The sequence below is a fragment of the Telluribacter sp. genome, assembly GCF_035998675.1.
GTDB lineage: Bacteria > Bacteroidota > Bacteroidia > Cytophagales > Spirosomataceae > Telluribacter.
In genome coordinates this window covers 361,714-374,076 of record NZ_DASYHI010000019.1, presented here as the reverse complement: position 1 = coordinate 374,076, position 12,363 = coordinate 361,714, and the positions used below count along the sequence as shown (strand labels likewise).

Below are 12,363 nucleotides of genomic sequence, written 5' to 3'. Positions count from 1 at the left end.
GAAATTTTACCTGCCCAAGGCTATTTTTGTTAGAGAGTTAAAAGAGAATCTAAGTAGTTGCCAGATAATAATTCCGATGGCCGTTTGGCGTTAGCATTTATTATATTTCCATCTTTATCAATCATAATATATTTGGGAATTCCGTAAATTTTATACAGGCTGGTAATCATGTTTGAGTCTGCTACAAACTCAGAGTTTTGTATACCGTGTAATCCTTTGATTTGTACATTTTTTCTCAAAAACTTCTTCCATTGCTCCACGTCCTCATCTATTGATACATAAAGGAATTTTAAACCCGGATGATTTGAATATTTTTTCGATAGCTTTTTGGAATATTCCAATTCATCTATACATGGCCCACACCACGTTGCCCAGACATCTATGTATACAAGATTTCCTTTAAGGCTGGAAGCGCTGAATGCTTTTCCATTCGTATCATGCATCTTTATGTCCTTCATAGGCATCCCACTTTTTAACTGATAGAAGTCGGTAAGCTTATATTCCAACTCGGTCAAGTACTTTGATTGTGGATAATCCCTTTTGAACGAATTAATAAGCTTTGATCCTAAACTATAATCCATCTCGTCGCTATGTATCATTTGAGCTATAAACATAGCCATTAGCAGCTCCCGATAATCGTTCAATTTCGCGTCTCTAACTACCGCTCTCTTAATGTATTCATACTCCCCCGTTTTTATGCCATTCTCGTAACGGTAGTTCAAGAGGCTAAAAAATATTGGCCACAACCTCATTTGTATGTACCACTTATAGTTTGGAAACTTTATGTACTCAGGTTGTAAGCTAAAATCTTCAAACGCATTAGACAAGGTTGAGTCTAATTCTACACTTCTACCCTTGTTGTTTATCTCATTCCTATCGACTTGCGTGTCAAAATGCATGCGTTGAGTAATTTCAAAATGGGAAAAGTAATCAATTAGAATTTCCCGATAGTGATTTGAAATAGAATTATCTCTTTCTATCTGCTTTTTTAACTCTGTGCCAAATGTTGTCAGGCTATCAAAATACACTTGTTGCTCTAGTGAAGATGCAGTTCTATATCTCGCATGATTTGCATTTACATATTTCTGTCTTTCTCTATCATTCAAATCAATTTTATTATAGTATGAATTGATGATTTTCAAATCCCCTTCAAAAGTAGGGAGTCCATTCTCAATCGTAAGTTCGATAGTAGAGCCTGGCTCTAAGTACAGGGTCGTGAAGAATTCATAGTCGCCAACTTTCAAGAATGCATGGAGGGTATCCTTATGGATAAATTCAATTCTTGCACGCCCCAAGGAGTCAAACTGAGACTTATGAATTTCTTTGGGCCCAGAAGGTAAACTCCTGGTTATGGATAGAGACACCTCCATTCCATGATATTCTATAGACGAGATATTTATTTGAGTTTTATCCTCTTTCGAGAAAGAAGCGCAACCTGAAGCAAAAAGTATGGGAATGATTGTGCAGAGAATTGAAATGAGTGATTTCATGCGCTATGTGATTGTAAAAACTGAATCAATATGATGCAAATTCATATATATATTACTATGCACTATACTAATTTAAGATACTTTAAGATTTTTACCGTTGTGGGAGTTATCTCCCACGACCTGACCGAGGAGCAGCCCCTAGGCCTCAGCGGTACCCTCTGTCTCTGGCGCGGCCCATGGACGGGAATCAAAGTAGGAGAGCCAGCGGAATGAGCGGAGATAACTCTACCAATGGCAAATAGCCTAATCTAAGTAAGTTGTATAATGTTCGCTTCAAACCACTCCCGACACTCTTCCAGGCTAGATTGGCCGGATGCTACTTTGATGATGAAGTTATACAAATCGCTGTTTAGCAAACCTTTATTAAGCCTCATCCCATTTAACTTAAGGAAAGCAAGAGCAGCCTCTAATCCTGTCCTTTTATTTCCGTCGGTGAAGATATGGTTGCCAATAATGCTGAAGCAATATAGAGCGGCTTTATCTGAAATAGTCGGATACAAAGGCTCGCCAAACAGTTCGGCCTGAACCGCCTCAATTAGGTAATCCAGATTCTCTTCGTGCAGAAAGTTATGAGGTGGTACAAAGTTGCCACCGTGTTTAGCTACCGTTCTTTGGTTAATGAAGATGATATCTTCCTTGTCCAGGTAATATACCATTAGGCCAGGGCCTTAAAGACCTCATCGTACTCCCTGAAGTCTTCCTCAACAATCTCTTCAAGGCGCTTTCTCCGGGCTTTTTTTAGGTCCTCCTTCACTTCCAGTAGCAGTTCGCGTACAAAGTCAGGCTCCTCATGCGCCAATTGAAGAAGGGATTTTTTTAATGTTTCTTTTTCCAATGCTGTCATAGTTACGCTTTTACTTAAAAATCATCTAGTACCTAGGCTAAGTATAAAGATAGGTACGTTTTACTAAACGTACCCATTTCTGCGGATATTTCCCAGCGGTAAGGCAGGGAGGTACCTACGGTAATTTTGCTTTCGCCCGTAGCTTTGCTTTATTTGTCAAACGGACGAATCGGAGGAGCCTTTTTCTTCGTTTAGTACCTATTTACCATAACGTTACCTACATCAATGAACAAAAAACTAATCTGGGCGGGTATGCTGGCTACGGTAGCTACCGTAGCGCAGGCGCAGGATGTCGCCTCCAGGTACGCCGCTACCATTACCCCGGCCGACCTCAAGAAACACCTGACCATTATCGCTTCGGATAGTCTGGAAGGCCGTGACACCGGCTCGCCCGGGCAAAAGAAGGCTGCCGACTACGTGTCAAAGCACTTCAAACAGTACGGCCTGACGCCCATCGCTACCGAAGCCGATGGCTCGAAGTCGTACTACCAGAAATACAACCTGTACCGGCGTGGCTGGGGCGAGGTGTACGTAAAAGCGGGTAATCAGCAGTATGATTTGAACAAAGACTTCTACCTGAACGGACTGCTCAACGTACCCGAAGAAGCCACGGTACCTACCATATGGGCGGGCTATGGTATTGAAGCGGCGCAGTACAACGACTACGCCGGACTGGACGTAACCGGCAAAACCGTGGTGGTGTTTGATGGCGAGCCGAAGGATGCCAAAGGCAACTACCTGGTAAGTGGTGGTGCCGAAAAGTCCAACTGGAGCGGTCCGCCTTCGTGGCAGCGTAAAGTAGCCACTGCCCTGAGCAAAGGGGCCAAGTACGTCTTTATTGTTTCCGAGAAAAGCGGAACGGAGTTTGAGCAGGAGGTACGTCAGCGTTCGGTGATGGCCCGTCGTATCAACTCCATGACCATGAAGCCGGTGGAGGAGTCGCTGAGCAATATAGCTGCCTTTACGGTATCGCCGGAGCTGGCCGCTACGCTGCTCAAGAGCAGTACCAGGAATCTGGAGAAACTGAAGCAGGATATTACCAAAGCGGGTAAGACCGTAGATAAAGGTCGTCCGGCGGGAAGTGTGACGCTGAAAGCGGAGCGTACCAACGAGGTTATCGAAACGGAAAACGTAGCGGGCTTTATGGAAGGTACCGACAAGAAAGACGAAGTACTGGTGCTCACAGCCCACCTGGACCATATTGGTATTTCGGCGGACGGACAAATCAACAACGGGGCCGACGACGACGGCTCGGGTACGGTATCTATTCTGGAACTGGCCGAGGCGTTCAGTCAGGCCAAAGCCGCCGGAAACGGTCCGCGCCGGAGTATCCTGTTTATGACCGTAACGGGCGAGGAGAAAGGTTTGTTTGGCTCGGAGTACTACTCGGAGAATCCGCTGCTGCCGCTGTCCAATACCGTGGCCAACCTGAACATTGACATGATTGGCCGGGTAGACAAAGCCCACGAGGCTGACCCGAAATACGTATACCTGATTGGGTCGGACAAGCTGTCGTCGGAGCTGCACGCCATCAGCGAAGCGGCCAACAGCAAGTACATCAACTACAAGCTGGACTACACCTTCAACGACCCCAAGGACCCCAACCGCTTCTATTACCGCTCTGACCACTACAACTTCGCTAAGAAGGGTGTACCCGTTATATTTTATTTCACGGGCGTACACGAAGACTACCACCGCCCCGGCGATGACGTGGAGAAAATCATGTTCGACAAGCAGGCACCCATTGTGCAACTGGTGTTCCATACGGCCTGGGAACTGGCCAACCGCGACGCCCGCATTGTGGTAGACAGCAACAAACCTTGAGTATGCCGGTACAACTGCCCGAACAATTTCGGGAACGCATGCAAGCCCAATTGGGTCCGGAATACGATGCTTTCAGGGCGGCTCTGGCAACGGAGCCGCCTGTTAGTATCCGGCTGAATCCGGCCAAACCCACAGCCGGAATCTCTGACGACCTCTCTCCAGTGCCCTGGCACCCGCAGGGGTACTACCTGCCCGAGCGGCCGGTTTTTACGCTGGACCCGCTCTTCCACGCGGGCGGGTACTACGTGCAGGAAGCTTCTTCCATGGTACTTCGGGAGGTACTTAAGCAGGTCTATCCCGGTAAGTACCCGCTCAAAGCTCTGGACCTGAGTGCGGCCCCCGGCGGAAAAAGTACCCTGCTGGCTTCGTGGCTACCCCAGGGAAGTCTGTTGCTGGCCAACGAGGTGATACGCAGCCGCGTCACCATCCTGAAAGAAAACCTGGACCGCTGGGGCTACGCCAATACCTTCACCAGCAGCTACGACCCCGAAGCTTTCTCGGGACTGAACGGGTACTTTGATGTAGTACTGGTCGATGCGCCCTGCTCGGGCGAAGGGCTTTTCCGAAAAGATCACGCGGCGGTAAACGAGTGGTCGGAGGAGCACGTGCAGATGTGCTCGTCACGGCAGCGCCGTATCCTGGCGGCGGCCATGAAGCTGGTGGCGCCGGGGGGGGTACTGCTGTACAGTACCTGTACTTACAATGAGTTTGAAAACGAGCAGAATGCCGACTGGCTGGCCCGTGAACAGGGGCTTACTCCCGTTGCTCTTTCTTTACCGGCCGAATGGGGCGTAGTACCTAAAGGCATTGGCTACCAGCTATATCCGCATCTCGTCCGGGGCGAAGGTTTTTACTTTGCCGCTTTCCGTCAGACCCGGGGAACGGGCTTTCAGGGAAAGCCACAGCGAAATTTTACGAAGCTGATGCCACTCGGCCGGAAGCAGGAAGCTGCTATGGGCGACTGGCTAGAAGATGCTGACCAATTTTTTTACCTGCAGCGCCCGGACGAAACGGTACTAATGGCTCCGGCTTCCCTGCGTCAGGACCTGCTCATACTCGACAGGACTTTACCCCAGGGTGTATGGATGCGGGAAGTAGGGGAATTCAAAGGAAAAGATTTTATTCCGGCGCATGCGCTGGCGCTCAGTACCGACATAGCTACCCAACTACCCTACGTAGAGCTGGACCGCGATAGCAGTTTACAATTTCTGAAAAAAGAAAATCTGATACTGCCCGAGGCACCCAAAGGCTGGCTCCTGGCCCGGCACCGGGGCCTAAACCTGGGCTGGATGAAAAACTTGGGCAATCGTATGAACAACTACTTACCCAAAGACTGGCGCATCCGGATGGATATCCGGGAGGTCTGAAATTTTGTTTTTCTTTTATTTTCTTGGCTTTTCCAACCATTTCGGAGGTGACAGGTTCTAAGGTGACGAATACCTAATGTAATATTTTTTGTTTGAAACAGAAAATATACCAGAATATGAAAAGAGTGAAAATTTGGGCTGGAATATTGTTGGCGCTATTTGTACTTAACTGTTCAAAGGACGAACTACATCCCTATAAACAAAATGTTATTGGGACTTGGCGACTATTCGAATACGGGATTTCGCCGGGTTCTGGATATTTCGTTACTGAGATATCCGAAAAACCGCCGCAATTACTGACCTTTACGAAACGCGGCGAATTGATTCGACAGGGTACCCAAGCCCAGATGGAGTACTTTTTCGACGGTTATAACCGTTATCGGCTGGTTTCAAAACAACGCGGCATTTCCCTGGTATTCTCCAAAAAAGGCAAGGACGACTCCGAATACCGCTACCGTTTAAGTACACAAAATGACACTTTGACTATTTTACCGTATTGTGCTGAAGGCTGTCACTTCGGCTTTGTAAGAGTTGGTGAAAAATGAAACCGCTTCGATCCCTAGCCACCATTTTCTTTTTTATTTGTGTACTAGGTTGCGCCGATAAAGAGATTCGCCCCTATGAAACACACCTCGTGGGTACCTGGCGGCTATTTGAGGTAGCAGGCTCATCCGCTGGCTCTGGGTATTGATATCTCTACCGATCTGCCTTATGTGGAGCTGGATCGGGATATGAGTCTTCAATTCCTGAAAAAAGACAATCTAGTGCTACCTGATGCGCCCAAAGGCTGGCTCCTGGCCCGGCACCGGGGCCTCAACCTGGGTTGGATGAAAAACCTGGGCAATCGGATGAACAACTACCTGCCCAAAGACTGGCGCATCCGAATGGATATTCGGGAGGTATAAAACAGAACAGGAGCGCCCGCTGGCGCTCCTGTTTAACTTCTATTAAAATTCATCCACGTCTCCTCCGCCGTCTCCTCCTTCGCCACGCTGTTCGCGTTCGCGCTGGAGTTGCTTAACCTGTTTTCCGAAGCGGTAGGTAAAGCCAATGAAGCCAATCCGGGTTTCGCGCTTGCCGATCATATTACTTTCAAAGCCCTCACCAAACGTCCGGATTCGGAATTGAAGCGTGTTAAATATATCACTCACCCGCAGGTTTATAGAGCCGCGCCCATTCAGGACGTCTTTTTTCATACCAAAGTCTACGTTAAAGAATCCCATAATTTCCCCCTGCGGAATAATAAAGGGCGAGCGGTAGTTAACACTGAGCTGACCGTCGAACCCTTTGGCAAACGTGAAGCTGTTGTTGACGCGGGCGGTCCAGCTTTGGTTGGTCTGGGACAGTACATTAGGTACCTCCGGGTTGCTCAGGATAGTCCGGATAAAGTACGAGAAGTTACCGTTGGCTTTCCACCAGCGGGCTATGTCCTGATTCACCACCATCTCCAGACCGTACGAGTAGGAGCGGGCCAGGTTAAGGTACGTCTGCTCGGTTACCCCGTCGGCCCGCAGGGTACGGTATCGGGTTATGTCGTCGGTGCTGGCGCGGTAGAAGGCTGTGCTCGTCAGCGAAGTACTTTTGCCGTACCACAGGTGGCTCAGTTCGTAGGCATTGATCAACTCCGGACGCAGGTTAGGGTTACCAAAACTGATATTCAACGGGTCCGACAGGTCTACAAACGGGTTCAGGGCGCGCACCCAGGGGCGGTTGATCCGGCGGGTATAGTTAAGCTGCATTTTCTGGGCCTTGCTGATGTCATAGTTCAGGAAGGCACTGGGAAACAGATACGTATAGTTCTGCTGTGAGGTCTGGCCGGTGGTGCGCTGTTCGGTATTCAGGGTGGTATGTTCCAGGCGCATCCCTACCTGATAGCTCCACTTTTTCATTTCAGTACCGTAGTTGGCGTAACCCGCGCTGGTATGCTCATCGTAGATAAACTGGTTGGTAAGCCGCTCGTCAATCTGCCAGAACATGGCATCGCCGATGCGGTTTTCAAACAGGAAGTCTCCGTCCAGAAAACGATTGGTGTATTTAAGTCCCGTTTCGAACTTCCCGTTGTTTTGGAGCGGTTCCAGGAAGTCGGCCTGCATCACGGCCACGCGGTTGTTGTTGTCGCGGGTATTGCGCTGTTGTAAAGCCGGGTCGGAAGGAAGCCCGTCGGCACCAAAGGTACTCTGGTTAAACAAGGCTACCTGAGTACTCGTGGAGGTAGCCAGCGTAGCGTCAACGGTGAGCAGTCGCTTGGGCTTGCTGAACTTTTTTCGTATACCCAATTGATAATCAAAGCCGCCTCCTTTCTCTTCTTCATCATTGCTCCGGACAATACGCTGGGTAAGTTGTCGGTTAATATTAAAGTTGTTGTATATGGCCTGGTCGCGGTCGCGGTCGTACTCAGGCCGGTACAGGATGGAGCCACTCAGAGCAAACTTAGAGGTAGCATCCCAGTCAAAGCCGAAGCGCAGGTTATTATTCAGATCCCGGCTTATTCCGTCGGAACGTTGCTCAAGATAGCGCAGCTCCGGGTTCAGGAAGTTTTCCCGGTCCATGATCCGGTAGTTAAACCGGCGCTGCTCGCGCAGGTTATAGCTGGTATACAGGTTCAGCTTTCCATTGATACGATTATTAAGGTTAATGGAAGCGTTGTACTTGTCGCGCGTACCTACGTTCAGTTGGGCGCTTCCGTTAAATCCGTTCGCTTTTTCTTTTTTCAGTATTATATTTAATATTCCGGCCGCTCCATCCGCATCGTACTTGGACGAAGGATTGGTAATTACCTCAATACTTTCAATACTGCTGGCCGGAATCTGTTCCAGCACGGCCTGGCGGTCCAGGCCGGTTAGGCCCGAGGGTTTGCCATCTACCAGAATAATCACGTTCTCACTACCCCGCAGACTTAGATTCCCGTCCATATCCACCGTCACCGAGGGCACGTTCTGCATAATATCCAGCGCACTACCTCCGAGCGTAGCCGGCAGCCGGTCTACGTTGATAATTTTGCGGTCAAGGCTGTACTCAACCAGCCCTTTTTGTCCCGTTACATTAACTTCCGCCAGTTGCCGGGCCGTTTCGTTCAGCATAATATTTCCCAGCTGAATCTGAGGAGCATCCGGAGAAATTATGATATTTTCCCGACGCAAAGTAGTAAAGCCCAGCGACTGAATCAGCATGTAAAAAGTACCATCGGGAATACCTGTTATCGAAAAATATCCTTTTTCGTCGCTAATAACACCAGCTACGGCCGAGGAGTCACTGGTACGGAAAAGGGCTACGCTGGCAAACTCAACCGGCTTTCGCTGTCCGTCCTGTTCGTGGAGCAACCGGCCGCTTATTTCTCCTGCTGTTGACTGAGTGGCGGTGGTCTGAGGGGAGGGAGTAGGTACTTCCACCTCAGGAGTCTGAGCATAGACAGACGCTGTAAACAAGCCTGTGCAAAGGATAAATATAGTGTGTAAGTATTTCATGAGTGAGGTATTTTAAAAGCCTGTTAAATAGTAAAAGGTACTTTATGTATAGGTAAATGGTTTATAGTGAGGAGAGAAGTTTAGTAACCCATGGTAAAAAAGGGTGCCAAAACAAGCGGCTGAAAGGTAGAAATTGTATTTTTTACAAAAATAGGATTGGTACAGCTATCGGGCAGGTAGATTTTAATCATTACTAAAAGCGCTGAAATAGAATCTGCTTTCCTATTTTTGTTACAACAACTTTTACAAACCAATAACCAGGCTAATCGTCTTATAATGAGAAAAATATTACTATGTACACTGGCCCTCGTGGTAGGTGTATCATTGGGTGTCAGCGCCCAGAAAAAGAAGAAAACTACTGCGAATAATCCATCTGTGACCGTTACGGAACCCACCGCCGCCACCGACCGGTCGGCGGGTTACGAGCAGCGTAAAAAGTTGGATGCGGCGTCCCTGGTAAGTAATGTGAAGTTCAGGTCCATTGGCCCCACTACCATGAGTGGCCGGGTGGTGGACCTGGATGTGAACAATGCCAATCCTACGCAGTTTTTTGTGGCGTACGCCTCGGGTGGCCTCTGGAAAACCGAGAACAACGGCATGAGCTTTACGCCGCTTTTCGACCATCAATCTACCATGACCATCGGGGATATTGCCGTGGACTGGAAGACCAACGGGCAGACCATCTGGGTAGGTACCGGCGAGAACAATTCCAGCCGCTCCTCCTACGCCGGCGACGGTGTATATAAATCTACGGACGGAGGTAAGACGTGGCAGCAGCAGGGTTTGGAAGACACACACCATATTGGGAAAGTTATTCTGCACCCCACCGACCCTAACACCGTATGGGTAGCTGCCGTAGGGCATCTGTATAGTCCCAATGCCGAGCGGGGTATTTACAAAACCACCGACGGCGGCAAAACCTGGTCCAAAACCCTTTACGTAGATGAAAAGACGGGTGCCATTGATCTGGATGTACATCCCACCAATCCCAACGTACTCTATGCCGCCATGTGGCACAAGGAGCGTAGCGCCTGGAACTTCGTGGAAGGTGGCCGGACCTCCGGTATTTATGGGTCTACCGACGGCGGAAGTACCTGGCAACTGCTAAGTACCCCCGCCAGTGGCTTTCCGCAGGGCGAAGGTGTGGGCCGCATCGGCCTGGACATCTATCAGCGTGATCCGAATATCATCTATGCCTTTGTAGATAATCAGGATCGCCGTACCGCCGAAGAAAAGAAGGAAGAAGAAGGCCTGACGCTGAAGCAGCTCCGGGAAATGACCGTAGAGAACTTCATGAAGCTCCCCGATTTAATCATCAATGAGTTTCTGGACAAGAGCGGATTCCCTGAGAAGAATTCTGCGAAGCAGCTCAAAACGGATATTAGCGGCGGTAAGCTGAAAGTAAAGGACCTCTACGACTTTGTGGCCGGAGCCAACGACGAAATGACCCTGAATCCCGTTAAAGGAGCCGAAGTGTACCGCTCCGAAGACGGCGGCAAAAGCTGGAAAAAGACCCACGACGCGCCCCTTGACCTGGTTTATACCTTTGGCTACTACTTTGGACAGATATTCGTAGCATCGAATGACCCGAACCGGGTTGTTACATTCGGGGTACCTATTCTGCTGTCGGAGGATGGGGGCAAAAGCTGGAAGAGTCTGGACCGGGACAACGTACACGCCGACCACCACGCGCTCTGGATTAATCCTAACAATCCCAACCACATGATTGATGGTAACGACGGAGGCCTCAACCTGACTTACGACAGCGGCAGGCACTGGTCGCACCTCAATCCGATACCGCTGGGGCAGTTCTACGCCATTGGAGTGGATATGGAAAAGCCTTATAACGTGTACGGTGGCTTACAGGACAACGGCGTGTGGTACGGTACCTCCCGGCCCCGCGAAGAAGGGCCACTGCCGACCTGGAAGTCCATCATGGGCGGCGACGGCATGCAGGTACAGGTCGACTGGCGTGACAACAGTACCGTCTACACCGGCTTTCAGTTTGGTAACTACTTCCGGCAGGACAAAAACCGTAGCGGCTTCAGCAATATGAAGCGGCTGGTGATGCCCCGCGAAATTGGTGACCCGAAGCTGCGTTTCAACTGGCAGGCCCCTATTCACCTCTCGCGGCACAATCAGGACATCGTGTACTTTGGTTCCAATAAATTTCACCGGAGCATGGACAAAGGCGAAACCTTTGCTACACTATCGGATGATCTCACTAAGGGAGGCAAGGAAGGCGACGTTCCCTACGGTACGCTTACCATTATTGACGAGTCGCCGAAGCGCTTTGGTTTGTTATATACCGGTAGCGACGATGGTCTGGTACATGTCTCCAAAGATGACGGCTACACCTGGACCAAAATCTCCGACGCTTTGCCCCAGAACCTGTGGGTAAGCCGCGTAGCGGCCTCGGCCCACGAGGAAGGTACCGTGTACGTATCGCTGAACGGCTACCGCAACGATAACTTTAAGCCGTACCTCTACGCCTCGCAGGATTACGGCCAGACCTGGAAAGCCATTGGTACCGACCTGCCCGCCGAACCCATTAATGTGGTAAAAGAAGACCCCGCCAATGCCAACATCCTGTACGTAGGTACCGACCACGGTGTGTATATTTCGCTGGATAAAGGTACCTCGTTTATGCGCATGTCAGGCGGTCTGCCCGCCGTAGCGGTACACGACCTGCTGGTTCACCCGCGCGATAAGGAGCTGGTAGTAGGTACCCACGGCCGCTCCATTTACATAGCCGACGTAAGCCTGGTGCAGCAACTGGCCGATACGCTCCGCCGCAGGGACCTTTACGCCTTTGCCCTGGAACCCGTTACCCACAGCGAGCGCTGGGGGCAGGTCAGTAAGTACGAAGAAACCAAGCCCCAGCAGTACCAGATACCCTACTACGCGAAGTCAGCCGGTAGGAGTACCATCAGCATTCAGACCGACCAAGGCCTGACCCTCCGCTCCTTCACCGATGACAGCGAAGCGGGCCTCAACTACGCTACCTGGAACCTCACCGTAGACGAAAGCGCCAAAGCTGCCTACGAGCAGTACCTGAATGAAACCAGGAAGAACCCTTCGACAAGCTCAGGGCAAGATAAGGAGGTAAAGCTGGAAGTTGCCGAGGACAAGAACCTGTACGTGCGGGCAGGTACCTATAAAGTAGTAGTAACTACAACCGGCGGGGCCAAAACGGAGCAAAAGCTAACCATCAAAGCCCCCGAAAAACGCCCGTCACGTCGGGCTGTCATCCCCGGTTCGGCTATTCCGTCCACCCCCGGTGAGTGGGAAGAGTACATGGAGGAGGAGTTGGGGCTGGAAGAGGTGAAGTAGTAACTTGAAGGCAGACCGCCAAATTTGTTGAGGCAACAGAT

9 protein-coding genes are annotated in these 12,363 nt (G+C 50.0%); 5 read left to right on the top strand and 4 right to left on the bottom strand.

Going from position 1 to position 12,363, the window contains the following annotated elements:
- Positions 1 to 29: 29 nt before the first annotated feature.
- The 3 genes from VGN67_RS13910 to VGN67_RS13900 all read right to left on the bottom strand — a co-directional run bounded on the left by VGN67_RS13910 (position 30) and on the right by VGN67_RS13900 (position 2,334).
- The gene (locus VGN67_RS13910; RefSeq protein WP_327487452.1) at positions 30 to 1,490 is read right to left on the bottom strand and encodes a TlpA disulfide reductase family protein; all 1,461 of its coding nucleotides are present in this window, start codon (positions 1,488 to 1,490) and stop codon (positions 30 to 32) included.
- Positions 1,491 to 1,738: 248 nt separating this feature from the next.
- Positions 1,739 to 2,146 (bottom strand): type II toxin-antitoxin system death-on-curing family toxin, encoded by a 408-nt coding sequence (locus VGN67_RS13905; protein ID WP_327487451.1) that lies wholly within the window; start codon positions 2,144 to 2,146, stop codon positions 1,739 to 1,741.
- Entirely contained in the window at positions 2,146 to 2,334 is a 189-nt protein-coding gene (locus VGN67_RS13900) for a hypothetical protein (protein WP_327487450.1), read from the bottom strand. Before VGN67_RS13900 ends, VGN67_RS13905 begins: the two co-directional genes overlap by 1 nt.
- 225 nt (positions 2,335 to 2,559) lie before the next feature.
- Between VGN67_RS13900 and VGN67_RS13895 the strand changes: the two genes are divergently transcribed.
- The 4 genes from VGN67_RS13895 (at position 2,560) to VGN67_RS13880 (ending at position 6,430) form a co-directional block, all read left to right on the top strand.
- Positions 2,560 to 4,158: a M28 family peptidase gene (locus tag VGN67_RS13895; protein WP_327487449.1), complete on the top strand. Its 1,599-nt coding sequence runs from the start codon at positions 2,560 to 2,562 to the stop codon at positions 4,156 to 4,158.
- A gap of 2 nt (positions 4,159 to 4,160) precedes the next feature.
- Positions 4,161 to 5,525 (top strand): methyltransferase RsmF C-terminal domain-like protein, encoded by a 1,365-nt coding sequence (locus VGN67_RS13890; RefSeq protein ID WP_327487448.1) that lies wholly within the window; start codon positions 4,161 to 4,163, stop codon positions 5,523 to 5,525.
- A gap of 116 nt (positions 5,526 to 5,641) precedes the next feature.
- A complete protein-coding gene (locus VGN67_RS13885) occupies positions 5,642 to 6,070 on the top strand; it encodes a hypothetical protein (RefSeq protein WP_327487447.1) in 429 nt (142 codons plus the stop codon).
- Between the two features lie 186 nt (positions 6,071 to 6,256).
- Positions 6,257 to 6,430: a methyltransferase RsmF C-terminal domain-like protein gene (locus VGN67_RS13880; protein WP_327487446.1), complete on the top strand. Its 174-nt coding sequence runs from the start codon at positions 6,257 to 6,259 to the stop codon at positions 6,428 to 6,430.
- A 42-nt stretch (positions 6,431 to 6,472) separates the two neighbouring features.
- Here the strand turns inward: VGN67_RS13880 and VGN67_RS13875 are convergent, their stop codons facing one another.
- Entirely contained in the window at positions 6,473 to 8,989 is a 2,517-nt protein-coding gene (locus tag VGN67_RS13875; RefSeq protein WP_327487445.1) for an outer membrane beta-barrel family protein, read from the bottom strand.
- A gap of 276 nt (positions 8,990 to 9,265) precedes the next feature.
- Here VGN67_RS13875 and VGN67_RS13870 point away from each other — a divergent pair, with 276 nt between their 5' ends.
- Positions 9,266 to 12,322 (top strand): WD40/YVTN/BNR-like repeat-containing protein, encoded by a 3,057-nt coding sequence (locus VGN67_RS13870; protein WP_327487444.1) that lies wholly within the window; start codon positions 9,266 to 9,268, stop codon positions 12,320 to 12,322.
- The last annotated feature ends 41 nt before the right edge of the window (positions 12,323 to 12,363 follow it).

Excerpts from the sequence above, each read along its gene's own strand:
- VGN67_RS13885 (WP_327487447.1), top strand. The coding sequence starts at position 5,642 with ATGAAAAGAGTGAAAATTTGGGCTGGAATATTGTTGGCGCTATTTGTA.
- VGN67_RS13870 (WP_327487444.1), top strand. The coding sequence starts at position 9,266 with ATGAGAAAAATATTACTATGTACACTGGCCCTCGTGGTAGGTGTATCA.
- VGN67_RS13900 (WP_327487450.1), bottom strand. The coding sequence starts at position 2,334 with ATGACAGCATTGGAAAAAGAAACATTAAAAAAATCCCTTCTTCAATTG.
- VGN67_RS13905 (WP_327487451.1), bottom strand. The coding sequence starts at position 2,146 with ATGGTATATTACCTGGACAAGGAAGATATCATCTTCATTAACCAAAGA.
- VGN67_RS13880 (WP_327487446.1), top strand. The coding sequence starts at position 6,257 with ATGAGTCTTCAATTCCTGAAAAAAGACAATCTAGTGCTACCTGATGCG.
- VGN67_RS13875 (WP_327487445.1), bottom strand. The coding sequence starts at position 8,989 with ATGAAATACTTACACACTATATTTATCCTTTGCACAGGCTTGTTTACA.
- VGN67_RS13890 (WP_327487448.1), top strand. The coding sequence starts at position 4,161 with ATGCCGGTACAACTGCCCGAACAATTTCGGGAACGCATGCAAGCCCAA.
- VGN67_RS13895 (WP_327487449.1), top strand. The coding sequence starts at position 2,560 with ATGAACAAAAAACTAATCTGGGCGGGTATGCTGGCTACGGTAGCTACC.
- VGN67_RS13910 (WP_327487452.1), bottom strand. The coding sequence starts at position 1,490 with ATGAAATCACTCATTTCAATTCTCTGCACAATCATTCCCATACTTTTT.